This is a genomic window from Sphingomonas sp. (genome assembly GCF_035714405.1).
GTDB lineage: Bacteria > Pseudomonadota > Alphaproteobacteria > Sphingomonadales > Sphingomonadaceae > Sphingomonas.
The window spans coordinates 50,520-73,051 of sequence record NZ_DASTMA010000015.1 but is presented as its reverse complement, the minus strand read 5'-3'; the positions used below and the strand labels follow the sequence as shown (position 1 = coordinate 73,051).

The following is a 22,532-nucleotide window of genomic DNA, read 5'->3' as shown; positions in this document are numbered from 1 at the left end:
GCCGGGGCCCAGTTGCGACACACGCCGTGATGAAGCCCACCCTTACCGAGCAGCCCGAGCCTGGGCCCCGGCCTTCGCCGGGGAAGATGGATGAGGCGGACAGCCTCGCCCTCTACATCCACTGGCCGTTCTGCGTCAGCAAATGCCCCTATTGCGATTTCAACAGCCATGTCCGCGACTCGGTCGACCAGGACCGCTGGCGCGCGGCGCTGCTCGCCGACCTCACGCATGAGGCGGCGCTGACGCCCGGCCGCCGGATGGGCTCGGTGTTCTTCGGCGGCGGCACCCCTTCGCTGATGCCGCCCGCCACCGTCGCGGCGATGCTCGACGCAGCCGCCGGGCACTGGGGGTTCACCCCGGACGTCGAGATCACGCTGGAGGCGAACCCCTCCTCCGTCGAGGCGGCCCGCTTCGCCGACCTCGCCGCCACCGGCGTCAACCGCGTCAGCCTCGGCCTTCAGTCGCTCGACGATGCGGCCCTCGCGTTCCTCGGCCGCGCGCATGGCGTGACGGAGGGGCTGGCGGCGCTCGCCACCGCCCAGGCCGCCTTTCCGCGCGTGTCGTTCGACCTGATCTACGCACTCCCCGAACAGACGCTCGCCGCCTGGCAGAGCGAGCTCTCCCGCGCGCTCAGCTTCGGCACCGAGCACCTGTCGCTTTATCAGCTGACGGTCGAGCCCGGCACGCGCTTCGCCACCGATGCCGCGCAGGGTCGCCTCCACATTCCCGATGGCGACACCGCCGCCGACCTGTTCGAAGCGACGCGCGCGATCACCGCGGCGGCGGGGCTGCCCGCCTACGAGACCTCCAATCACGCCCGGCCGGGCGCCGAAAGCCGCCACAACCTCACCTATTGGCGTTACGGCGATTATCTCGGCGTCGGTCCCGGCGCGCATGGCCGGCGCGGCGCTTGCGCGACGGTGCGACACAAGAAGCCCGAGAACTGGCTCGGCGCGATCGACCGCAACGGCCACGGCCTGCAGGCGGAGGAGCCGCTCGACGGCCACGCCCGCGCGCAGGAGGCGCTGCTGATGGGCCTGCGCTTGCGCGAGGGCGTGTACCTGCGCCGGGTCGCGGCGCTGGCGGGCGGCCAGGCGCCGGTGGATCGTGGTGCGGTCGGGCGGCTGGAGCGGCTCGGGCTGCTGACGCTCGCCGACGAACGCCTGACCGTCACCGAGACCGGCGCGCTCCTGCTCGACGCCATCCTGCCGGAGGTGGTGACGGCAGCTCCCCTCCGGCTTGCCGGAGGGGCCATCTGATCTCCCCTCCCGCAAGCGGGAGGGGGAAGATGTCGAATGCCCTCCCGCAAGCGGGAGGGGGATTACCGCCCGAACCCCGTCGGCGCCGGACTGACCGTCACGGTCTGCCCACCCCTGATCTCCTGCACCTCCAGCGCCCGCTCCGCGACGCCGCTGCGATCGAAGCGGAACGCGCCGTCCAACCCGGCGAACCCGTCGGCATCACGCATCCGGCCCTCGGGAAAGCGCGTCCCCACCGGCCAGTCGCGCGCGATGCGGATCGTCAGCAGCACCGCGTCATAGCCGAGGCTCGCCAGCCGATACGGCCCCGCTCCGAAGCGCGCGCGATACTTGGTCGCGAACTGGCGGTACAATCCGTCCGACACGCTCGCGAACCACGCCCCGGCCAGTTGCGGCCGCGCCGCGATGCCGCTTTCGGTGTTCCACAGCTCGGTGCCCAGGATGCGCGCCGACGGGCTGCCCCGCTTCGCCCCCGGCGCAGCCGCGGCGGCGGTTGCGCCGCCATCGGCGATCAGCACCGCGCCATAGGGCGCCTTCGCCGCGACCCGCGCCGCCGCGGCGTTGATGCTGGCAGGCGTGCGGGAATAGGTCTGCAACGACACCACCTGGCCGCCCTGCCCTTCCACCGTGCGCAGGAAGGCGGTCGAGGCCCGCTCGCCGTAAAGCCCGTTGGGCACCAGCCCGGCGAAGCTCGTCACCCCGCGCGAGCGCGCGAAGGCGACCACCCGCTCGATCGACTGCGCGGGCGCGTGGCCCATCACATAGGTGCCCTGCCCGGCCACGCCGGTATCGTTGGAAAAGCTCAGCACCGGCACCCCCGCCGCCCGCGCGATCGGCCCGACCGCGCGCGCGTCCTCCGCCAGTAACGGCCCCAGGATCAGCTGCGCGCCCTCCCCTATCGCGCGCCGCGCCGCCGCGGCGGCACCTGTCGCAGTGTCGTAGTTGGTGATGCGGATGCGGTCGTTGCCGGTGTCGAGCAGCGCCAGCATCGTCGCATTGGCGATCGAGGTGCCGACGCCCGCATTGCCGCCGGAGAGCGGCACCAGCAGCGCCACGCGGTTGCGCTGCGTGTCGCGCGGGATGCCGGTCTCGACCCGCGGCTCCTCATAGACCGGCCGTTCGGCGCGCGGCGGCGGCGGCGGCGCGGGCCCGCGCGGCACCACCGTCGAACAGGCAGCGAGCGCCAAGCCCGCGCCGAGCGCAAAAATCCGTCCCGCGCCGAAGGCAAGGAGCCGTCCCGTCCAGCCGGATTGCCGGACCCGCTTACCCTCTGCCATGACCCACTCCCATGAACGCTTTACGAGCCGGGCTCTACATCGTTGCGACCCCGATCGGCAATCTCGGCGACCTCTCGCCGCGCGCCGCCGACATACTTTCGCGCGCCGACGTGATCGCGGTCGAGGATAGCCGCGTCACCGCCGGGCTGCTCCGCCACCTCGGCGTCAAGCGGCCGATGACGCCCTATCACGACCACAATGCCGAAGGCGTCCGGCCCGGCCTGGTCGCGCGCATGGCCAGCGAGGCGGTGGCGCTGGTCAGCGACGCCGGCACACCGCTGATCTCCGACCCCGGCTACAAGCTGGTCCGCGACGCGCGCGCGGCCGGGCACACCGTCGTGACGATCCCCGGCCCGTGCGCGGCGGTGGCGGCGCTGACGCTGGCCGGGCTGCCGACCGACCGCTTCCTGTTCTGCGGCTTCCTGCCGTCCAAGGCGCAGGCCCGGGCGGCGGCCATCGCCGAGGTCGCGACCGTGCGGGCCACCCTGATCCTCTACGAATCGGGCCCCCGCCTCGCCGCCTGCCTGTCCGCGCTTGCCGAGGGGCTGGGCGACCGCGACGCCGCCGTGACCCGCGAGATCACCAAACATTACGAGGAGGCGGTCAGCGGCACCCTCTCGACGCTAGCCACCCGCTACGCCGAGGCAGCCCCCAAGGGCGAGATCGTGGTCGTCGTCGCGCCGCCCGGCGAGGCCCCGCCTGCGAGCGACGACGAAGCCGATGCTGCGCTTGCAGAGGCGCTGACGCGTTTGCCGGTTGCCAAAGCCGCGAGCGAGGTCGCCAAGCGATTGGGCGTGGACCGCAAAGCACTTTACGCCCGAGCGCTGGAGATGAAGAGCTAGATCAGCCGGGTAGGACGACCAAGCTCCCCTCCCGCTTGCGGGAGGAGTCTCCCTGAACTCCCCTCCCGCTTGCGGGAAGATTGGGGGAGGGCATGTCACCACCATGGACGACAAGGGCAGCAAGCGCCCGACCCTACGCGCGCGCGCGCTGCGGGCGAACCCCACGGACGCGGAAAAGCGCCTGTGGCGCTGCCTAAGCGCCCGCAAGGTCGCCAACACATGCTTCAATCGGCAGCACGCCGTCGGCCCTTTCATCTGCGACTTCGTAGCGAGGACGCCGCGTTTGGTAATCGAGCTGGACGGCGGGCAACATGCCAGTTCCGCTGGAGCGGACCAGCGCCGGACCTTCTATCTGGAGAACCAGGGCTACCGGGTCATCCGCTTCTGGAACAATGAGGTGCTTGCAAATCCAGAAGGCGTCGTCGCTGAGATCGAGCGGGTGTTGGCGGACATTCCCTCCCCCAGCCCCTCCCGCAAGCGGGAGGGGAGTTCAGGGCGCCCCTCCCGCAAGCGGGAGGGGAGTTCAGAGGGCCCCTCCCGCAAGCCGGAGGAGAGCGCAACTACCCTCGCCCGCCAGGCAGCCGACGCACAAGGTCGTCGCGGCGAGACCTATGCCGCGGCGTGGCTCGAACGCCGCGGCTGGACCATCCTCGCACAGCGGGTGAAGACGGCGGCGGGCGAGGTCGACCTCGTCGCCCGCCGACCGGGACTGGTCGCCTTTGTCGAGGTCAAGGTCCGCAGGACCGCGGCCGAGCTCGATCACGCGATCGATGAACCCCGCCTCGCCCGTGTCGCCGCGGCGGCGGAGCTGCTGATGGAGCGGTTCGCGCACCCCGGCGACGACATCCGCGTCGACGTCATCCTGCTCGCACCGGGCAGCATGCCGCGCCACATCGAGAATGCGTGGATCGGATGACTAACGGGCGGCGTGCCGCTAGACATCCTCCGTTCGTCCTGAGGAGCCGCTGAGCGAAGGCGAAGCGGCGTCTCGAAGGACATGGTGGTTCGAGACGCGGCTTCGGCTTCGCTCAGCCTCTCCTCACCACGAACGGGAACCGTCATGCCCCTTACCGTCGCCGTCCAGATGGACCCGATCGCAGGCATCGCCATCGCCGGCGACTCGACCTTTGCGCTGATGCTCGTCGCCCAGGCGCGCGGGCACCGGCTGTTCCACTATCAGGCCGAAGCCCTCAACTACGCGGCCGGTCGGGTGTGGGCGCGCGCGGAGCCGGTCACCGTCCGCCCCGTGCAGGGCGACCATTTCACGCTCGGCGATCCGATCGACCTCGATCTTGGCGCCGATGCAGACGTGGTGCTGATGCGCCAGGACCCGCCCTTCGACCTCGGCTACATCACCGCCACCCACCTGCTGGAGCGGATCGCCAACCGCACCGTCGTCGTCAACGATCCCGCGCAGGTCCGCAACGCGCCCGAAAAGGTGTTCGTCCTCGACTATCCCCAGTTCATGCCGCCGACATTGGTCACCCGCAGCCTCGACGCCGCGCGCGCCTTCCTCGCGGAACACGGCGAGATCGTCGTCAAGCCGCTCCACGGCAATGGCGGCAAGGCGATCTTCAAGGTCGGCCGCGACGGCGCCAACCTGTCGGCGCTGATCGAGGTGTTCAACAACACCTGGCGCGAGCCGCACATGGTCCAGGCCTTCCTCCCCGACGTGGCGAAGGGCGACAAGCGCATCGTGCTGGTCGACGGCGAGGTCGCGGGCGCGATCAACCGCTTGCCCGGCGAGGGCGAGATCCGCAGCAACCTGGCGGTCGGCGGCTCGGCCGAGAAGACGGTACTGACGGCCACCGAGCGCGAGATCTGCGCCGTGCTCGGCCCGGAGCTGAAGGCAAGAGGGCTGCTGTTCGTCGGCATCGACGTGATCGGCGGACGCTGGCTGACCGAGATCAACGTCACCTCCCCCACCGGCATCGTCGCGATCGAGCGGTTCGACGGGTCGGATATCACCGGCATGATCTGGGATGCCATAGAGGCGAAGGTGTCGGCGCGACGCTGACGTGACCCGCGCTTCGTCAGCAACCTTCGTCACCCTGAACTTGTTTCAGGGTCCATGCGCGACGGCTTCGACACTGGGCGACGGTCTTTGGATCGAGCGGCCGCCCATGAATGCTGAAACAAGTTCAGCATGATGGCATAGGCTCGCATGACCGACCTCATCCTCGATCTGATCGCGCGCGGCGGGTATCTCGGCATCTTCCTGCTGATGGCGCTGGAGAACGTCATCCCGCCGATCCCGTCGGAGGTCATCATGGGCCTGGGCGGGATGGCGGTCGCGCGCGGCGACATGGCGCTGGTGCCGCTGATCGCGATCGGCACCGCCGGCACCACGCTTGGCAATTACTTCTGGTACGCGATCGGTCGCCGCATCGGCTATGAGCGGCTGCGCCCCTTCATCGAGCGGCACGGCCGTTGGCTGACGCTCGACTGGGACGCGGTCGAGCGGCTGCACGGCTTCTTCCTGCGCCGGGGCCAGTGGGTGATCTTCTTCATGCGTTTCATGCCGGTGGGCCGCACGATCATCTCGCTGCCCGCCGGCATGACGGGCATGCCGCGCTGGAAGTTCGTGATCTGGACCTTTGCCGGCAGCGCGATCTGGAACGCCATTCTGGCGGGCGCCGGGCTGCTGCTGGGCAGCCGATTCAAGATGTTGAACGACTATGTCGGCCCGTTCGCGATCGCGACCTCGGCCCTGATGATCGGCGCCTATCTGTATCGGGTCGCGACTTGGAAGCCGCGCATTTGATGCTGTCCTACAACCGCCGCCATCGCTACATCGGGAGAATGGACAGCGATGCTGACCTGAATAGGGATGATTTGGGCCTCAACTTCCCCTAAACTTTCACGCCCTCGGATGGGCGTGGCGGTACACGTCCATCAGGTGTGCCGCGTCGACGGCGGTATAGATCTGCGTCGAGCTGAGGCTGGCGTGGCCCAGCAGCTCCTGCAGCGCGCGCAGGTCGGCGCCGCGCCCGAGCAGGTGGGTGGCGAAGCTGTGCCGCAGCGCATGCGGCGTCGTCCGCTCGCCCAGCCCCAGCCGCACCCGCGCCGTCCTGACGGATCGTCGCACCACCGCTGCCGATAGCGGGCCACCCTTGGCCCCCCGGAACAGCGGCTCGTCGCCCGAAGCCGTCCACGGCGTCGCGGCGGCATAGGCCTCCACCGCCGCGCGCACCTGCGGCAGCAAGGGCACCACCCGCGTCTTGCTGCGCTTGCCCGTCACGCTCAGCGTCTCGCCGAGCGGCAGCACCTTGGCCGGCAGCCCCATCGCCTCGCCGATTCGCAGCCCCGCGCCATAGAGCAGCAGCAGCACCGCCCAGTCGCGCGCGCCGATCCACGGCTCGGCGGCCTCGTCTGCCACCTCCTCCGCCAGCGCCACCGCCTCGGCCGGCGAGATCGGCCGCGGCACCCCCTTCTTGACCCGCGGGCCCCGCATCCGGGGTGCCTCCGCACCTGCAAAGGTCAGGAACCCCCGCACCGCCGACAGCTCGCGCGCCGCTGACGCGTTGCCGATCCCCTCCCCACGTCGCTCCGCCAGAAACGCCCGCAGGTCCGCCGCGCTCACCTGTGTCAGATCGACGACCCGCCCGCCCCAATGCGCCTGCAAGAAAGCAAGCAGCCGCTCCGCCGTCGCCTGATACGCCCGCACCGTATGCGCTGACCGCCGCCGGTCGCGCGCGAGGTGCTGGGCATAGAGGAGGGGAAGGTCGGACATCTGCTCCTTGGCATAGCAACTACATCCTCCCCGGCGAAGGCCGGGGTCCAGTCTCGGGCTGCTCCGTTCTGACAGGGCCGACCCCGCCAACGCAGCGGGTGGCGACTGGACCCGGCCTTCGCCGGGGAGGATGGGAAGGGTGGCGCCGGAATCACCCAGACTCCATATGCGCCCTCGTGTCCCGCGCCCGCGTCCTCCTCCTCAACGCAGCACTCGGGCCGCTCGACTATCGCGTCCCCCACGGCATGCACGTCGAGCCCGGTTCGATCGTCGTCGCCCCGCTCGGGCCGCGCCAACTGCTCGGCTGCGTGTGGGAGCCCGAGCGGCTGCCGTCGGATGCGGAGGTCGGCGACAACCGCCTGCGCCCGCTCCTCGCCGCCGCCGACGTGCCGCCGCTCCGCGCGCCGCTCCGCCGCCTAATCGAGTGGACCGCCGACTATTATCTCGCCCCGCCCGCGTCGGTGCTGCGCATGACGCTCGCCTCCACCAGTGCGCTGGAGGGCGCCAAGCTCGTCATAGAGTACCGCGCCACCGGCGACACGCCGGACCGCATCACCCTCCAGCGCGAGCAGGCGCTGGACCGCATCGGCGAGCGCCAAGGCCTCATCCGCGAACTCGCCACCATCGCCGGCGTCTCGGACGCGGTGATCCGTGGCCTGGTCAAGTGCGGCGCGCTGCGGCCGGTCGAGGTCGACATCGACAGCCCTTATCCCGTGCCCGATCCGGCCCACGCCCCACCCGAGCTGTCACAGGCGCAAGCCGGAGCCGCCGCCACCCTCGTCGCCGACGTGCAGGCCCGCGCCTTCGCCCCCACCCTGCTCGACGGCGTCACCGGCTCGGGCAAGACCGAGGTCTATTTCGAGGCCGTCGCCGCCGCGCTGCGCGAGGGCCGCCAGACCCTCGTCCTCCTCCCCGAAATCGCGCTCACCGAACCTTTCCTGCAACGCTTCCACGCCCGCTTCGGCTGCGAGCCCGTCGCCTGGCATTCGGGCCTGCGCTCCACCCAGCGCCGCCGCGCCTGGCGCGCCATCTCGACCGGCGAGGCCCGCGTCGTCGTCGGCGCCCGCTCGGCGCTGTTCCTGCCCTACGCGCAATTGGGCCTGATCGTGGTCGACGAAGCGCACGAGACCAGCTTCAAACAGGAGGAGGGCGTCCACTACCACGCCCGCGACGTGGCGGTGATGCGGGGGAGGTTCGAGGGCTGCCCGGTGATCCTCGCCTCGGCCACGCCGGCGATCGAGACCCGCCAGCAGGTGACGCTCGGCCGCTATGCCGAGCTGCAGCTTCCCGAACGCCATGGCGCGGCGGAGATGCCGCACATCGAGGCGATCGACCTCATTACCGAGCCGCCCGAGCGCGGCCGCTGGCTCGCCCCACGCCTCGTCAAGGCGATGCACGAGACGCTGGAGCGCGGCGAACAGTGTCTGCTGTTCCTCAACCGCCGCGGCTATGCGCCGCTGACCTTGTGCCGCACCTGCGGCCATCGCTTCCAATGTCCGAACTGTACCGCCTGGATGGTCGAGCACCGGCTGATCCGCCGCCTCGCCTGCCACCATTGCGGCCATGCCGAGCCGACGCCGCGGGTCTGCCCGGAGTGCAAGGAAGAGGACAGCCTCGTCGCCTGCGGCCCCGGCGTCGAGCGCATTGCCGACGAAGTCGCCGCACTGATGCCGCAGGCGAAGGTCGCCGTCGTCACCTCCGACACCATCTGGTCGCCTGCCAAGGCGGCGGAATTCGTCGCCCGCATGGAAGCGCGCGACATCGACGTGGTGGTCGGCACCCAGCTCGTTACCAAGGGCTATCACTTCCCCAATCTGACCCTGGTAGGGTGCGTCGACGCCGACCTTGGGCTGGAAGGTGGCGACCTGCGCGCGGCCGAGCGCACCTTTCAGCAGATTCGCCAGGTGTCCGGCCGCGCCGGTCGCGGCGAGAAGCCCGGCCGCGTCTTCATCCAGACCCACTCGCCCAAGGCGCAGGTGATGCAGGCGCTCATCACCGGCGACGCCCAGGCGTTCTACGACGCCGAGACGGACGCGCGGCGAGAGGCAGGCGCGCCGCCGTTCGGCCGCTACGCCGCGATCATCGTCTCGTCGGAGGACCAGGCGGCGGCACTCGAGATCGCACGGCTCGTCGGCCGTTCCGCGCCGGAGGTCGAGGGCTGCCACGTCTATGGCCCCGCCCCCGCCCCGCTCGCGATGCTGCGCGGCCGGCACCGCTACCGCCTCCTTGTCCACGCCCGCCGCGCGCTCGACGTGCAGGATGTGATCCGCGACTGGCTCGGCGCGCTCGACTGGCCCGCCAAGGTGCGGGTGACTGTGGACGTGGACCCGTATAATTTCTTGTGAGGGAACGGGTATCTCGCCCCAAATACACCCTCCCCCGCCGAAGCCGGGCTCAGTCGGCCGCACCGGGACTTGGTACCGCATTCTGTAGGATGATCGCATCTGGGCCCCGGCTTCCGTCGGGGAAGGTCAGAGCCATCCTTTTTCGCTGCTACCCTGCCCCGCTACCTCGTAGCATTGTACCGCAACTGCTCATCCGTCAGCTGGAACCCGACCAGCGCCTCGAAGGTCGCGCGCAGCACCGCCTGGCGGATCTCCGGCTGGCTTAGCGGGTCGATCGCGGCGTCCTCGTCGCCGGCCTTGCGGCGGCGGGTCAGCTGGCGGCGAATGTCCTCGGGCAGGGTAACGGCGGCGCGGCCGACGCTGGTCGATGCCTGGCCCGACACCCGCGCGCGATCCGCACCGGCCGCGAACTGCAGCTGCACTCGCCCGATCCGCTTGGCGACCACGGCGCTGCCGCCGCGCACCAACGTGATGAAATACGGCAAGTCGACCGATCGGGCGGCGTCGGTGCGCGTACGGCGCGCCTCGATATCGAAGGTCACGGTCGTCGTCACCTCGGCGCCTGCGTCGCTGCAGGTCGACTGCACGTTGGTCATGAACGCGGTCAGGTCGAGCGCGCTGGCATCGCGGCTGGCCGGCGGATCGAACAGCGTGACATCGCCCGTCCCCGCCGGGATCGCCACGGTCGGACAGACCGAGCGCACCGCGGTGATGCCGCCCTCGGTGATCTCGCCACGCCCGGCGCATCCCGCCAGCGCCACTGCGGCCAGTGCCACCGCTCCATACGCCTTTACGCCCACGCGCCTGCACTCCATCTTCATGCCAGCGCCATAGGAACCGCCTTCCGCGCGCGCAAGCAATCCGGTAGGACCAGCCAGTGACCAAGCCGCCGCTCGAACTCCTGATCGCCGCCCCACGCGGCTTTTGCGCCGGCGTCGACCGCGCCATCCGCATCGTCGAGCTGGCGCTGGAGAAGCATCAGGCCCCGGTCTTCGTGCGGCACGAGATCGTCCACAACAAGTTCGTGGTGGACAGCCTCAAGGCGCAAGGCGCGGTGTTCGTGGAGGAGCTGGACCAGGTGCCCGACGGCGCCCCGGTCGTGTTCTCCGCGCACGGGGTGCCCAAATCGGTGCCGGCCGACGCCCAGGCGCGCGGCCTCGATTACCTTGACGCAACCTGCCCGCTGGTCAGCAAGGTCCACCGCCAGGCCGAGCGCCTGGTCGCGATGGGGCGGCACATCGTCTTTATCGGCCATGCCGGGCATCCGGAGGTGATCGGCACCTTCGGTCAGGTGCCAGCGGGCTCGATGACGCTGATCGAAACGGTCGCGGATGCGGAGGCGATGCAGCCGGCCGAGCCCGACAATCTCGCCTTTCTGACGCAGACGACGCTGTCGGTGGACGACACCGCGGCGGTAGTGGCGGTGCTGGAGCGTCGCTTCCCGGCGATCCAGGCGCCCAAGGGCGAGGACATCTGCTACGCCACCTCCAACCGGCAAGCCGCGGTCAAGGCGATCGCCGCGGCCTGCGACGCGATGCTGGTGATCGGCGCGCCCAACTCGTCCAACTCGGTTCGCCTCGTCGAGGTGGCCACACGCGAGGGGACGCCCGCCCGCCTGATCCAGCGTGCCGCCGACCTCGACTGGACCTTTCTCGACGGTGTCGCCACGCTTGGCATCACCGCCGGCGCGTCTGCACCCGAGCTGCTGGTACGCGAGCTGGTCGACCACCTCGCCGAACGCTTCGACATCACCGAACGCGAGGTCGAAACGACGCGGGAGACGGTCGCGTTCAAGCTGCCGCGCGGCCTCGAAGCCGCCGCCTGACCGCGCAACTTTCGGCTGTCCTACACGCGGCCGTTCGGGCAACGCGCATCGGTCATGCACGCTGTCGCCACTCACCTTGGGTTCGCCTCGACCGCACGCCGCGCCGATCAGCTTCCGCGTGGACGTAGCGTGTACATCGTGAACTTCCGCGCCGGCTCGGGGCTCCGCTGATGGCCGTCTACACCCAGGTCTCCGCCGAATCGCTCTCGGCCTTCCTCGCCGGCTATGATGTCGGCGAGCTCGTTTCGGCAAAGGGCATCGCCGAGGGAGTCGAGAACACCAACTACCTGGTCGACACCACCGCCGGCCGCTTCATCCTCACCCTTTACGAACGCCGGGTGGCAGCGGGCGACCTGCCCTTCTTCATGGCGCTGCTCGACCATCTCGCCGCCCGCGGCCTGCCCGTGCCGCCCGCGATCAAGGACCGTCGCGGGGTCGCGATCGCGACGCTGGAGGGCCGCCCGGCCTGCCTGATCCGCTTCCTGCCCGGCGTATCGGTGACCCGCCCGACCCCGGCGCAGGCACTGGCGGCGGGGCAGGCGATGAGCGCGCTGCACCGCGCCGTCGTCGGCTTTCCGCTCCAGCGCGAGAACTCCATGGGCGTGGCGAGCTGGCGACCGCTCTTCGAGCGCTGCGGCCACAGCCTCGATCAGATCGAGCCTGGGCTGCACGACGGCATCGGTCGCGCGCTCGACGCGGTGATGGCGAAATGGCCTGACCGTTATGGGCAGAAGACCACCGTCCACGCCGATCTCTTCCCCGACAACGTCCTGATGCGCGGCGACGCGGTAACGGGGCTGATCGATTTCTATTTCGCGTGCACCGACCTGCGCGCCTACGACCTCGCCGTCACTCATACCGCGTGGAGCTTCGACGCGACCGGGCGGCACTACAATCCGCACGTCGGCGACGCGCTGATGCAGGGCTATGGCGAGCAGTCGGCGTTGAGCAGCCACGAGCGCGCGGGCTTCGGCACGCTGGCGGCGGGCGCCTGCATCCGTTTCACCCTGTCGCGTGCCTGGGACTGGCTCAACACGCCGCCCGACGCGATGGTCACCCGCAAGGATCCGCTCGCCTATTGGCGGCGGATCGGCACCTATCGCCCGGATCTCGCCCAATGACTGCTAGCCCCGAGATGACGCTGGTGGAGATCGCCACCGACGGTGCCTGCAAGGGCAATCCGGGGCCCGGCGGCTGGGGTGCGCTGATCCGGGCTGGCGGCAAGGAGAAGGAGCTGTCCGGGGCTGAGAACCCGACCACCAACAACCGCATGGAGCTGACCGCCGCGATCGAGGGCCTCAACGCGCTCACCCGGCCGTGCCGGGTCAAGCTGTCGACCGACAGCCGCTATGTCATGGACGGCCTGACCAAGTGGATCCACGGCTGGCGCAAGAACGGCTGGCGCACCGCGGACAAGAAGCCGGTCAAGAACGCCGAACTCTGGCAGGCGCTGCTCGCCGCGTCGGAGCGCCATCGGATCGAGTGGGTGTGGGTGAAGGGCCATGCCGGCCACCCCGACAACGAGCGCGCCGACAAGCTCGCCAGCGACGCGGCAAAAGCGGCAGGGCGCGCTCCCCTCCCCGCGAGGGAGGGGTCGGGGGTGGGTCTTGAGACTCATGGCGTGGCCACCAAGGACCGACCCACCCCCAGCCCCTCCCTTCCAGGGAGGGGAGCTAGGTAAGGAACCGGTCCGGCCGATAGCGCATGGGATCGACCCCCGCCGGCATCTCGCCTCGGCCGAGCAGCATCACCGCCGCCATCCGCGCCGCGGCGGGCGCGGTCTGGATGCCGAAGCCACCCTGCCCCGCCGCCCAGAAGAAGCCCGGCATGTCGGCGTCGAACCCATAAACCGGCAGCCGGTCGGGCGCGAAGGACCGCAAGCCCGCCCAGCGCCGCTCGACCGCCGCAACACGCCAGTCGACGACCTGCTCGAACCGGTCGATCGCGATCGCGACGTCCAGCTCCTCGGGCGCGCAGTCGTGCGGATCGACCGGCGTCTCGTCGGACGGGCTCAGCCACAACCGCCCGCCCGCCTCGGGTTTGAAGTAGAAGTCGTGGTTGATGCCGGCGACATGCGGCAGCGTCTCCGGCGCGACCGGATCGGTGCGCATCTGCACCACCGTGCGACGATAGGGCTGGATGCGCAGCGGCCCCGCGCCCGCCAGCGCGGCCACCGGATCGGCCCAGGCTCCCGCCGCATTGACCAGCACGTCCGCCGTGAATGCACCCGCGGCGGTGCTCAGCCGCCACCGGCCGTCGCGCCGCTCCGCCGCCTGCAGGCCCGCTCCCGTCGCCAGCACCGCGCCGGCGCGCTTGGCCGTCCCGAGTGCCGCACCATGCAGCCCGCCAACGTCGATATAGGCGCAGGACGGCTCCCACACCCCCAGCACCCAGTCGTCGCGCAGGCCGGGGATCAGCGTCGCCGGATGCACCCGCTCGAGCACGACGTCGGTATCGGCAAAGGTCGCCATGAATGCGTCGATCGCGGCCTCGTCCTCCGCCCGTCCGATGCTGATCGAACCCAGCGGCTGCAGGAACCCGCCCGCCGCGAACGCCGCCGTGGAAGCGCTGGTCAGCGGCTGGATCGCTGGGCCGCCATAGGTCTCCGACCAGAACGCCGCCGACCGGCCCGTCGAGTGATAGCCCGGCTGGTCCTCGCTCTCGAGCATCAGCACGCTGGCATGTGGTGCGAGTTCCGCCGCCAGCGTCGCCCCGACGATCCCGGCTCCGACGATGGCGATGTCGTAATGGCTCATGCAGGCGCCTTCCGGTCCAGGAACTCGTCGATCGCCGAAAAGGCGCGACCGCGCACCGCCGGCCCCTCGCGCAGGATCTCGTGAGCCGACTCGGCTCCGAACCGCACGATCTCGGCCGCCGGCATCCGGCCTGCGACTTTCAGCGCCGCGCGCGGGTCGACCAGTTGATCGGCGTCGGCGATCAGAAACAGGGTGGGGACCGCGACCTGCGCCAGCCGCGGATCGCGCACCAGCGCCGCGCCGGCGCGGAAAGCCTCGGCGATCCAGCCCCAACTCGGTGGTCCCAGCCGCAGTGTGGCATCCTCTTCCCACCAGCGGCTGTCTTGACCGCAAGCCTTGTCCACCGTCAGCCGCCGCAGCCGCTTCTCGACCGCGCGCGATTCGTCCGAGAACTCCCAAGCCCCTCGCGACGGATCACCCGTCCTCGCCATCCAGCTCGCCACACGCCCGCCCAGCCCCTGCCCCAAGGGCGAGCGCACCTGCACCATCGGCGCGCTCAGCACCGTGGCGTCGGGTCGAACGCGATCCTCGATCATCGCCTGTAGCGCGAAATGCGCGCCCATCGAATGCGCCAGCAGCACATGCGGACCGCTCCGCTCCGCGACCCAGTCGTCCCAGAACGCCGCCAGATCATCGACGCAAACCGCGAAGCGATCGGCATGCCCGACCGCCGGGTTCTGCCCCAACCGCCCCGATCCGCCCTGCCCGCGCCAGTCGAACGAGGTGATGCTCCAGCCTTGTCCGTGCAGGTGCGCCATCACCCCCAGATACTTCTCAACCACGTCCGAACGGCCACCCTGCACCAGCACCCGGCCGCGACCGCCCTGCGACGGCCAGTCGAAGCGGCGGTGCTCCCAGCCGTCCGGCGCACGCCAGCACGATAGCCAGGCTTCGTCGGGCAGCGCGGTCGGGAGGTGATCGGAGGCGGTCATCGTCGCGGCTGGTTACGTTTTCGCAAGGGTGCACGTCTAGTGTCGGTCCTCATGGGGGAAACCGTCTTGCCGTTGAGCCTGTTGGCTTTGCTCGGCCTGCTGCTGCTGGCGGCGGGGATTGAGGACGCGCGGCAGCGGACCATCAGCAACTGGACCAACCTCGCGGTGGCGCTGCTCGCGCCGGCCTGGTGGTGGAGCCAGGGCTATGCGCTCTGGCCGGACGTCGCGATGCAGCTCGCGCTCGCCTTCGTCGTCCTGCTCATCTTTGCCGGCGTCTTCGCGATCGGCGCGATGGGTGGCGGCGACGTCAAGCTGATCGCGGCGCTGGCGCTGTGGCTGCCGCTGATGCCGCTGCTCGCGCTGCTGATGGTGATGTCGTTGGCCGGCGGCGCGGTGACGCTGATCATGATGATCGAGCGCCGCCTGCACAACACGTCCGGGCAGCTCGAGATTCCCTACGGCGTGGCGATCGCCTTCGCCGGACTGCTCGCACTACGCGAACCGATAATTAACCAATTGAGCTGATGCTTAACGGCGGATCAATCGACGCCGTCATGCGAAAGGTACGAGTGAGACATGGATAGTCGCAAGGTCGTTCTGCTGGTCGGCGCTTTGATCGTCGCGGCATTGACCGCGTTCTTCGCCCGCACCCTCGTGATGGGCAGCGGCGCGCCGATGGCCGGTGCCGCCCCCGCCGTCGTCATCGACGGGCCGGAGGTGCTGGTCGCCACGCGGGCGCTGCCGGTCGGCACCATCATCGATGCCACCGCGCTGCAATACAAGCCGTGGCCGAAAGAGCTGGTGGACAACGCCTATTACCTGCGCGCCAATTCCAATCTCCAGGCGCTCCAGGGCACCGTCGTCCGCAACCCGATCACGGCCGGCCAGCCGCTCACCCAGGGCGCGCTGGTCAAGCCGGGCGACCGTGGCTTCCTGGCCGCGGCGCTCGGACCCGGCATGCGGGCGGTGACCGTCCCCGTCGCGGCGCAGGCCGGCGTGTCGGGCTTCGTTTTCCCGGGTGACCGCATCGACCTGGTGCTGACCCAGTCCGTCGCCGGCGGTGGCGATGGCCCCCCGCTCAAGGTGTCTGAGACGATCGTGCGCAACATGCGCGTGCTCGCCGTCGACCAGCGCACCGACACGTCGGTGGACGAGACCACCGGCAAGACCATCGCCAAGCTGTTCAGCTCGATCACGGTCGAGGCGACGCCCAAGATTTCCGAGCAGATCGCCGTCGCGCAGACACTCGGCAGCCTGTCGCTGTCGCTCCGCTCGATCGCCGACAACTCGACCGAGCTCGAGCAGGCCATCGCGTCCGGCACGGTGAAGGTGCCCGAAGGTGTCGATCCCAAGGCTGAGAAGGCGATGCTCGTCCAGCTCGCTACGCAGCCCGCCAGCGGCAATCCGACCTTCGCCACCGGCGCCGACGTGTCCCGTTTCCAGCGTCGCAGCGTACCCGGGAAGGGCCAGGCAGCCGGCGGCATGGCGCCGACGGTTTCAGTCGCTCCCACGCCTGCCCCGTTCCCCGGCGGCGCCACCATCTCGGTCGGTCCGGTCGTGCGGATCGCCCGCGGTACCAGCATCACGGCCGTTCCGGTCGGAGGAAAGAACTAATGCGCAAGTCCCTCGCTTTCGCCGCGCTGCCGCTCCTTGCTTTGGGCTCCGCCCTGGCCGTTCCGGCATCGACCTCGGCGCAGGTCGCCGCCAGCGGCGCCTCCCCGGTGCTCCAGGTCAACACCGGCCGCGGCCGCCTGATCACGCTGTCGCGGCCGATGAGCGACCTTTTTATCGCCGACGACAACGTCGCCGACGTGCAGGTCCGCTCGCCGACCCAGCTCTACATCTTCGGCAAGAAGACGGGCGAGACGACGATCAGCGCCACGGCACGCGGCGGCCAAGTGGTCTATGCCGCGACCGTCCGGGTCGGCAACAACCTCGACTCGATCGGCACGATGCTGAACCTTGCCATGCCGGACGCAAAGATCGTCGCGACGCCGATGAATGGCCTGGTGCTGCTGACCGGCACCGTCGCCGGGCCGGAGGACGCCGCCGAGGCGGAACGGCTGGTCCAGGCGTTTGTCGGCGACGGCTCCAAGGTGCTGTCCCGATTGAGGTCAGCGACGCCGCTGCAGGTCAATCTGCAGGTCCGGATCGCGGAGGTGAGCCGCAGCTTCGTCAAGAACATCGGCGCCAATCTGACGACGTTGGACGGCACCGGCGGCTTCAAATTCGGGATCGGCAGCGGCCGCTCGCCCGCGAGCTTCTATACGACGGATCCCAATCTGCCGCTCGGCATCGGACAGTCGGTCCAGGGCTATACGATCGACCCGACCAACGGTCAGGTGGTGCTGCGTCCCGGCACAACGATCACGCCCGGCGCTCAGCGAGCCACGGTCGGCGCGCTGACCAAGTTCCTTGGACTGAACATCCTCGGTTCACTCGATCTGGGCGAGACGATCGGGCAGGTCTCGACACTCGCCAACCCCAACCTCACTGCCCTCTCGGGTGAAACCGCGACCTTCCTGGCCGGCGGCGAGATCCCGATCCCGATCAGCCAGGGGCTGGGTGCAGTCTCCGTGGAATTCAAATCCTACGGCATCAGCTTGGCCTATACTCCTACAGTACTGTCCAACGGGCGTATCTCGCTGCGCGTCCGCCCCGAAGTCTCGCAACTATCGGCTCAGGGCTCGGTGCAGATCAACGGCACGACCATTCCCGCGCTGACGACCCGCCGTGCCGAAACGACGCTGGAGCTCGGCTCCGGGCAGAGCATGGTGATCGGCGGCTTGCTGTCGAACGACACCAACAACTCGATCGAAAAGACGCCGGGCCTGGGCGACGTGCCCGTGCTGGGTGCGCTGTTCCGGTCGAATGGCTGGCGCCGCAGCGAGACCGAACTGATGATCGTCATCACGCCTTACCTGGTGCGGCCGATCGACAATCCCGGTGACATCGTGCTGCCGACCGACGGCCTGAAGTCGCCGAGCGACGCGGAGCGCGTCCTGCTGGGCGAGCTCGGCACCGGCACCACCGGCGCCCGCCGCCCGGTGCCGACCATGGCCGCGCCGGTCGCCCCGTCCGGCGTAATCGGCGCGATGACGCCCGCGCCCGCCTTACCGGCGCCGCAGCCGGGCCGTCGCAACGCTTCCGATGAGCGCACCGCGCAAGCCACTCGCAAGGGTGCGACGCCGATGCCCGGCTTCTCCAACTGATCCTGAGGATTGCCACCGATGCCTACACGTTCGCTGCTCCTCGCCGCCCTTACTCCCGCGCTGCTGCTCGGCGCCTGCACGGCAGGGGGAACCCAGAACCGAGGGCTCGAGTCGGTCCACCAGCCGGTCGTTGACCGCCAGGACTTCGTCTTCGACGTACGCACCGCGGGCGACAGCCTCGCCGCCGGCGAGACGCGTCGGTTGGAAGGCTGGCTCGATTCGCTCCGCCTTCGCTACGGCGACAAGGTCACGGTGGACGACCCCACCGGCTATCGTGGTGTCCGCGAGGATGTGGCGCAGTCAGTCGCCGGGTTCGGGCTGTTGTTGAGCGAGGATCGCGCGATCAGTGGCGCGCCGGTGTCACCCGGCAGCGCGCGCATCGTGGTCAGCCGCATGGTGGCATCCGTGCCGGGTTGCCCCGACCACAGCCGCAACGCGAGCGTGAACTATAACCAGCATACCTCATCCAATTTCGGGTGCGCGGTGAACAGCGGCCTCGCGGCGATGATCGCGCAGCCCGAAGACCTGATCCACGGCCGCGGCAACGGCGCCGGCACCGATACGCTTCGCTCTGTCAAGGCGATCGACGCGTTCCGCAAGGCGGCACCGTCGGGCGGCGGCGGCACCGCGGTCCAGGGCGCCAGCACAGGAGGCAAGTGACATGAACGCACCTTGGAAGCCCGCCGGCGCGGGCACCCGCGAACCGTTCGTCGCCTATGTCTGCGACGACACCACCGTCGAAGCCATGCGGCCGATCGTCGCCGAGCTCGGCTGGTCGGTGGAGAAGGTCCACAAGGGAGGCCTGCGCAACGCCATCCAGACGCTGTCGGTGTCGGCGAGCCCGCACATCCTGTTCGTCGATCTCGCCGAGTCGGGCGATCCGCTCAACGACATCAACGGCCTCGCCGAAGTCTGCGAGCCGGGTACGGTGGTGATTGCCGCCGGGCAGGTGAACGACGTCCGCCTGTATCGCGACCTGGTCGCATCCGGCATCCAGGATTATCTGCTAAAGCCGCTCCATCCCGATGTAATGCGGGAGGCGTTCACCCAGGCGCAGGCGATGCTCAACGCGCCCAAGCTGGTCGACGCGAGCGTCGAGCGGCCGCATGCATCGATCGCCGTGATCGGTACACGCGGCGGCGTCGGCGCGTCCACGGTCGCGACCTCGCTCGCGTGGCTGCTCTCGTCCAAGGAGAACCGCACCACCGCGCTGCTCGACCTCGACGTGCATTTCGGCACGGGTGCGCTGGCGCTCGACCTTGAGCCCGGACGCGGCCTGACCGACGCGATCGAGAACCCCAGCCGCATCGACGGTCTGTTCATCGAGCGCGCGATGGTCAAGGCGTCAGAGAAGCTCGCCGTGCTGAGCGCCGAGGCACCGATCAACTCGCCGATGCTGACTGACGGCGCGGCCTTTTATCAGCTCCAGGAGGAGATGCGCGGGGCGTTCGAATGCACCGTCATCGACCTGCCCCGCAACATGCTCGTCCAGCATCCCTCGCTGGTGAGCGACGTGCAACTGGCGGTGCTGGTCACCGAGCTGACGCTGGCCGCCGCGCGCGACACGATCCGCATCCTGTCGTGGATGAAATCCAACGCCCCGAATACCGTCGTGCAGGTGGTCGTCAATCGTCAGCAGACCGCCGCCAGCCAGCTCGAGATCAGCCGCAAGGACTTCGAGAACTCGATCGAGCGCAAGGTCGACTACACCGTTCCCTATGACCAGAAGCTCGCGGCGCAGGCGGCCAAGCTCGGCAAGCCGTTGGCCGAAGCGGGCAAGAACAGCAAGACGGTCGCCCCCCTGGTCGAGCTTTCGACCTTCCTCGCCGGTGCGGCGGAGACGACTGCGGCCGACGACAACAAAAAGCCTAAGAGCGGCTCGCTGGCCAGCAAGTTCGACTTCAAGGCCCTGCTGGGAAGGCGTGACAAGAAGTGAACTGGCTGCCCGTGATCCTGCTGGCGGCCTGCGTCCTCACCCTGGTAGGGCTGACGTGGCTGCTCGTCTCTGGACCTTCCACCGGACGCGCGCAGACGCGCCGGTTGGGCGCGGTGCGCGAGCGTTACGGCAGCATCGCCGTGATGGGCGAGGAGAAGCTGCGGCGCATCACCACCAGCCGCGCCACGCGGGCGGACCTCGCCTTCGGCAAAATCCTGCCCAATCGCGAGCTGCTGCAGAAGCGGCTGAACATGACGGGCAAGACTTGGAATGTCGGCCAGTACGGCTTCGCCACCGCCGGGTTGACGGTGGCGGTCGCGCTGTTGGTTCGGCTGCAAGGCATGCCGCTGCTGCTCGCGGCGCTGGTGGGCATCGTGGTCGGGGTCGGAATCCCTCATTTCTGGGTCGGTCGGACGATCAAGCGGCGGGTCGGCAAGTTCACCACCAAGTTCCCCGACGCGATCGAGTTGCTGGTCCGCGGCCTGCGCTCCGGCCTTCCCATCTCGGAGACGATGGGAATCGTCGCGACCGAGGTCGACGGACCGGTCGGCGAGGAATTCCGCGCCGTTTCCGACAAGATGAAGATCGGCCGCTCGATGGACGCGGCTTTGCAGGACACGGCCGACCGGCTCGGCACGCCCGAGTTCCAGTTCTTCGTCATTACCATCGCCATCCAGCGCGAGACCGGCGGCAACCTGGCGGAGACGCTTGCCAACCTCGCCGACGTGCTGCGCAAGCGCGGGCAGATGAAGCTGAAGATCCGCGCCATGTCGTCGGAATCCAAGGCGTCGGCCTACATCGTCGGCTCACTGCCCTTCATCGTCTTCACCCTGATCTGGTTCATCAACGCCGGCTACATGCAGAATTTCTTCGTCGACCAGCGGCTGATGGTCGCCGGCCTCGGCGGACTGATCTGGATGGGCATCGGCGCCGGCATCATGGCCAAGATGGTCAGCTTCGAGATTTGAGGGCCGACACATGATGATCCCTCCCTCGCCCACACCGACCCTGCTCGGCGTCGACGTGATCTGGGTCGCGACCGTGCTGTCCGGCGTCGCCGCCTTCGCCGTGCTCGTCGCGATCTATGCGGTCACGACGGTGCGCGACCCAATGGTGAAGCGCGTCAAGGCGCTGAACGACCGGCGCGAGCAGCTGAAGGCCGGCATCACCGCCTCGACCAAGCGCCGCGCCAAGCTGGTCCAGCGCAACGATGCCGCCGACCGCATGCGCGGCATGCTGCAGTCGATGAAGATGCTGCAGGACAGTCAGCTCAAAGTCGCACAGACCAAGCTGATGCAGGCGGGCATCCGTTCCAAGGAGTGGGCGGTCGCGGTCATCTTCGGACGTCTGGTGCTGCCGATCGTGTTCGGCATCTTCATCGTCTGGCTGGTGTACGGCTACGACTTCTTTCCCACCTGGGGGCCGCTGAAGCGCTATGGCTGCGTCGCCGGGATCACGATCCTGGCGTACAAGATGCCGGACATCTTCCTGAAGAACAAGATTACCAAGCGCTCCGACGCGATCCGCAAGGGCCTGCCCGATGCGCTCGACCTGCTGGTCATCTGCGCGGAGGCCGGCCTGACCGTCGATGCGGCGTTCCACCGGGTCGCCCGCGAGCTGGGCCGTGCCTATCCGGAGCTGGGCGACGAGTTCTCGCTGACGGCGATCGAGCTGGGCTTCCTGACCGACCGACGCACCGCGTTCGAGAACCTTGCCTCCCGCGTCAACCTGGACGCGGTGAAGGGCGTGGTCACGACCATGATCCAGACCGAGAAGTACGGCACCCCGCTGGCCAGCGCGCTGCGAGTGCTGTCGGCGGAGTTCCGCAATGAGCGCATGATGCGCGCGGAGGAGAAGGCGGCGCGGTTGCCGGCGATCATGACCATCCCGCTGATCCTGTTCATCCTGCCGGTGCTGTTCATCGTCATTCTCGGCCCCGCTGCCTGCGACATCAAGGACGCGCTGATCTCCTGAGGCATGAAGGTTGCCTGCTGCCGGGCCGAGGCTCGGCGGCAGGCAACCCTCCGGCCCGAAGCTCGTTATGCCTGCGTAACAGGAGGTTCGAGCATGCAGTCCTTCACCATCACCGAGTGGGCGATCGTTGCGCTCGTGTTCGTCGCCGGCTGGCTGCTGGGGCTGGCGAGCCACCCCGGCGGCCGCAAGTGGCGCGAACGCTATGCCGCCGAGCGCGACGCCCATGCCGCCTATCGCCGCGACGCCGACGCGCGCGTGACGGCGGCCGAGACGCGGCACCGCGAGCTGGAGCGCGACCACGACCGTGTCGTTGCGGCAACCCCGGTCGCTGCTACTCCGGTCGCACCCGTTGCAACGCGGCCTATCGCCAGCCGGGTCGTCCGTCCGGGCGATACCGGTTACGAGAAGCGCGGCTGGTTCGACTTCGCGCCGAGGCGCTGA

General features: G+C 69.4%; 20 protein-coding genes and 3 pseudogenes. 18 read left to right on the top strand and 5 right to left on the bottom strand.

Annotated features, from left to right (window positions below):
* The first annotated feature begins 86 nt into the window (after positions 1-86).
* Positions 87-1,259, top strand: coding sequence for a radical SAM family heme chaperone HemW (gene hemW, locus VFQ64_RS05890; protein ID WP_325102455.1), 1,173 nt, complete (start codon positions 87-89; stop codon positions 1,257-1,259).
* Positions 1,260-1,321: 62 nt separating this feature from the next.
* Here the strand turns inward: hemW and VFQ64_RS05885 are convergent, their stop codons facing one another.
* Positions 1,322-2,536 (bottom strand): penicillin-binding protein activator, encoded by a 1,215-nt coding sequence (locus VFQ64_RS05885; RefSeq protein ID WP_325102368.1) that lies wholly within the window; start codon positions 2,534-2,536, stop codon positions 1,322-1,324.
* 11 nt (positions 2,537-2,547) lie between these two features.
* Between VFQ64_RS05885 and rsmI the strand changes: the two genes are divergently transcribed.
* From rsmI to VFQ64_RS05860, 5 genes and pseudogenes are all read left to right on the top strand, one after another.
* Complete coding sequence (gene rsmI, locus VFQ64_RS05880; RefSeq protein ID WP_325102367.1) at positions 2,548-3,378, top strand: 16S rRNA (cytidine(1402)-2'-O)-methyltransferase; 831 nt, start codon at positions 2,548-2,550, stop codon at positions 3,376-3,378.
* 103 nt (positions 3,379-3,481) lie between these two features.
* A pseudogene (locus tag VFQ64_RS05875) lies at positions 3,482-3,763 on the top strand (endonuclease domain-containing protein); the annotation flags it as partial.
* A 186-nt stretch (positions 3,764-3,949) separates the two neighbouring features.
* A pseudogene (locus VFQ64_RS05870) lies at positions 3,950-4,294 on the top strand (YraN family protein); the annotation flags it as partial.
* 144 nt (positions 4,295-4,438) lie between these two features.
* Positions 4,439-5,395 (top strand): glutathione synthase, encoded by a 957-nt coding sequence (gene gshB, locus VFQ64_RS05865; RefSeq protein ID WP_325102366.1) that lies wholly within the window; start codon positions 4,439-4,441, stop codon positions 5,393-5,395.
* A 147-nt stretch (positions 5,396-5,542) separates the two neighbouring features.
* On the top strand, positions 5,543-6,142 hold the full coding sequence (locus VFQ64_RS05860) for a DedA family protein (RefSeq protein ID WP_325102365.1): 600 nt from the start codon (positions 5,543-5,545) through the stop codon (positions 6,140-6,142).
* Positions 6,143-6,238: 96 nt separating this feature from the next.
* On the opposite strand, the gene VFQ64_RS05855 is transcribed toward VFQ64_RS05860, so the two are convergent.
* Positions 6,239-7,111: a tyrosine recombinase XerC gene (locus VFQ64_RS05855; protein ID WP_325102364.1), complete on the bottom strand. Its 873-nt coding sequence runs from the start codon at positions 7,109-7,111 to the stop codon at positions 6,239-6,241.
* 176 nt (positions 7,112-7,287) lie between these two features.
* Between VFQ64_RS05855 and VFQ64_RS05850 the strand changes: the two genes are divergently transcribed.
* Positions 7,288-9,456, top strand: coding sequence for a primosomal protein N' (locus VFQ64_RS05850; RefSeq protein ID WP_325102363.1), 2,169 nt, complete (start codon positions 7,288-7,290; stop codon positions 9,454-9,456).
* A gap of 161 nt (positions 9,457-9,617) precedes the next feature.
* On the opposite strand, the gene VFQ64_RS05845 is transcribed toward VFQ64_RS05850, so the two are convergent.
* Positions 9,618-10,271, bottom strand: coding sequence for a hypothetical protein (locus VFQ64_RS05845; RefSeq protein WP_325102454.1), 654 nt, complete (start codon positions 10,269-10,271; stop codon positions 9,618-9,620).
* A gap of 62 nt (positions 10,272-10,333) precedes the next feature.
* On the opposite strand from VFQ64_RS05845, the gene ispH reads away from it, so the two are divergent.
* The 3 genes and pseudogenes from ispH to rnhA form a co-directional block, all read left to right on the top strand.
* Positions 10,334-11,281 carry a 4-hydroxy-3-methylbut-2-enyl diphosphate reductase gene (gene ispH / locus VFQ64_RS05840; RefSeq protein WP_325102362.1) on the top strand — a complete coding sequence of 316 codons (948 nt, stop codon included), beginning with the start codon at positions 10,334-10,336 and terminating at the stop codon, positions 11,279-11,281.
* Positions 11,282-11,451: 170 nt separating this feature from the next.
* Complete coding sequence (thrB, locus tag VFQ64_RS05835) at positions 11,452-12,402, top strand: homoserine kinase (RefSeq protein WP_325102361.1); 951 nt, start codon at positions 11,452-11,454, stop codon at positions 12,400-12,402.
* Positions 12,399-12,851: pseudogene (gene rnhA, locus VFQ64_RS05830) on the top strand (ribonuclease HI); the annotation flags it as partial. The gene thrB and the pseudogene rnhA, both read left to right, overlap by 4 nt.
* 103 nt (positions 12,852-12,954) lie before the next feature.
* On the opposite strand, the gene VFQ64_RS05825 reads toward rnhA, so the two are convergent.
* On the bottom strand, positions 12,955-14,037 hold the full coding sequence (locus tag VFQ64_RS05825; protein WP_325102360.1) for an FAD-dependent oxidoreductase: 1,083 nt from the start codon (positions 14,035-14,037) through the stop codon (positions 12,955-12,957).
* Entirely contained in the window at positions 14,034-14,969 is a 936-nt protein-coding gene (locus tag VFQ64_RS05820; protein ID WP_325102359.1) for an alpha/beta fold hydrolase, read from the bottom strand. Before VFQ64_RS05820 ends, VFQ64_RS05825 begins: the two co-directional genes overlap by 4 nt.
* A 51-nt stretch (positions 14,970-15,020) precedes the next feature.
* Between VFQ64_RS05820 and VFQ64_RS05815 the strand changes: the two genes are divergently transcribed.
* The 8 genes from VFQ64_RS05815 to VFQ64_RS05780 all read left to right on the top strand — a co-directional run bounded on the left by VFQ64_RS05815 (position 15,021) and on the right by VFQ64_RS05780 (position 22,532).
* Entirely contained in the window at positions 15,021-15,494 is a 474-nt protein-coding gene (locus VFQ64_RS05815) for an A24 family peptidase (protein ID WP_325102358.1), read from the top strand.
* A gap of 51 nt (positions 15,495-15,545) precedes the next feature.
* A complete protein-coding gene (gene cpaB / locus VFQ64_RS05810) occupies positions 15,546-16,583 on the top strand; it encodes a Flp pilus assembly protein CpaB (RefSeq protein WP_325102357.1) in 1,038 nt (345 codons plus the stop codon).
* The gene (locus VFQ64_RS05805; protein WP_325102356.1) at positions 16,583-18,181 is read left to right on the top strand and encodes a type II and III secretion system protein family protein; all 1,599 of its coding nucleotides are present in this window, start codon (positions 16,583-16,585) and stop codon (positions 18,179-18,181) included. Before cpaB ends, VFQ64_RS05805 begins: the two co-directional genes overlap by 1 nt.
* A gap of 18 nt (positions 18,182-18,199) precedes the next feature.
* On the top strand, positions 18,200-18,841 hold the full coding sequence (locus VFQ64_RS05800; protein ID WP_325102355.1) for a CpaD family pilus assembly lipoprotein: 642 nt from the start codon (positions 18,200-18,202) through the stop codon (positions 18,839-18,841).
* 1 nt (position 18,842) lies between these two features.
* The gene (locus tag VFQ64_RS05795) at positions 18,843-20,117 is read left to right on the top strand and encodes an AAA family ATPase (RefSeq protein WP_325102354.1); all 1,275 of its coding nucleotides are present in this window, start codon (positions 18,843-18,845) and stop codon (positions 20,115-20,117) included.
* Complete coding sequence (locus tag VFQ64_RS05790; RefSeq protein ID WP_414712869.1) at positions 20,114-21,085, top strand: type II secretion system F family protein; 972 nt, start codon at positions 20,114-20,116, stop codon at positions 21,083-21,085. The genes VFQ64_RS05795 and VFQ64_RS05790 overlap by 4 nt, the downstream gene beginning before the upstream one ends.
* Positions 21,086-21,098: 13 nt before the next feature.
* A complete protein-coding gene (locus VFQ64_RS05785) occupies positions 21,099-22,091 on the top strand; it encodes a type II secretion system F family protein (protein ID WP_325102452.1) in 993 nt (330 codons plus the stop codon).
* Between the two features lie 93 nt (positions 22,092-22,184).
* On the top strand, positions 22,185-22,532 hold the full coding sequence (locus VFQ64_RS05780) for a hypothetical protein (protein ID WP_325102353.1): 348 nt from the start codon (positions 22,185-22,187) through the stop codon (positions 22,530-22,532).

What these genes read in the sequence shown, in the direction of transcription:
- VFQ64_RS05825 (WP_325102360.1), bottom strand. Translation starts at nt 14,037, where the DNA reads ATGAGCCATTACGACATCGCCATCGTCGGAGCCGGGATCGTCGGGGCG.
- cpaB (WP_325102357.1), top strand. Translation starts at nt 15,546, where the DNA reads ATGGATAGTCGCAAGGTCGTTCTGCTGGTCGGCGCTTTGATCGTCGCG.
- VFQ64_RS05820 (WP_325102359.1), bottom strand. Translation starts at nt 14,969, where the DNA reads ATGACCGCCTCCGATCACCTCCCGACCGCGCTGCCCGACGAAGCCTGG.
- VFQ64_RS05800 (WP_325102355.1), top strand. Translation starts at nt 18,200, where the DNA reads ATGCCTACACGTTCGCTGCTCCTCGCCGCCCTTACTCCCGCGCTGCTG.
- rsmI (WP_325102367.1), top strand. Translation starts at nt 2,548, where the DNA reads ATGAACGCTTTACGAGCCGGGCTCTACATCGTTGCGACCCCGATCGGC.
- VFQ64_RS05780 (WP_325102353.1), top strand. Translation starts at nt 22,185, where the DNA reads ATGCAGTCCTTCACCATCACCGAGTGGGCGATCGTTGCGCTCGTGTTC.
- VFQ64_RS05795 (WP_325102354.1), top strand. Translation starts at nt 18,843, where the DNA reads ATGAACGCACCTTGGAAGCCCGCCGGCGCGGGCACCCGCGAACCGTTC.
- VFQ64_RS05785 (WP_325102452.1), top strand. Translation starts at nt 21,099, where the DNA reads ATGATCCCTCCCTCGCCCACACCGACCCTGCTCGGCGTCGACGTGATC.
- VFQ64_RS05845 (WP_325102454.1), bottom strand. Translation starts at nt 10,271, where the DNA reads ATGGAGTGCAGGCGCGTGGGCGTAAAGGCGTATGGAGCGGTGGCACTG.
- VFQ64_RS05860 (WP_325102365.1), top strand. Translation starts at nt 5,543, where the DNA reads ATGACCGACCTCATCCTCGATCTGATCGCGCGCGGCGGGTATCTCGGC.
- VFQ64_RS05805 (WP_325102356.1), top strand. Translation starts at nt 16,583, where the DNA reads ATGCGCAAGTCCCTCGCTTTCGCCGCGCTGCCGCTCCTTGCTTTGGGC.
- hemW (WP_325102455.1), top strand. Translation starts at nt 87, where the DNA reads ATGGATGAGGCGGACAGCCTCGCCCTCTACATCCACTGGCCGTTCTGC.
- VFQ64_RS05855 (WP_325102364.1), bottom strand. Translation starts at nt 7,111, where the DNA reads ATGTCCGACCTTCCCCTCCTCTATGCCCAGCACCTCGCGCGCGACCGG.
- VFQ64_RS05815 (WP_325102358.1), top strand. Translation starts at nt 15,021, where the DNA reads ATGGGGGAAACCGTCTTGCCGTTGAGCCTGTTGGCTTTGCTCGGCCTG.
- thrB (WP_325102361.1), top strand. Translation starts at nt 11,452, where the DNA reads ATGGCCGTCTACACCCAGGTCTCCGCCGAATCGCTCTCGGCCTTCCTC.
- VFQ64_RS05885 (WP_325102368.1), bottom strand. Translation starts at nt 2,536, where the DNA reads ATGGCAGAGGGTAAGCGGGTCCGGCAATCCGGCTGGACGGGACGGCTC.
- gshB (WP_325102366.1), top strand. Translation starts at nt 4,439, where the DNA reads ATGCCCCTTACCGTCGCCGTCCAGATGGACCCGATCGCAGGCATCGCC.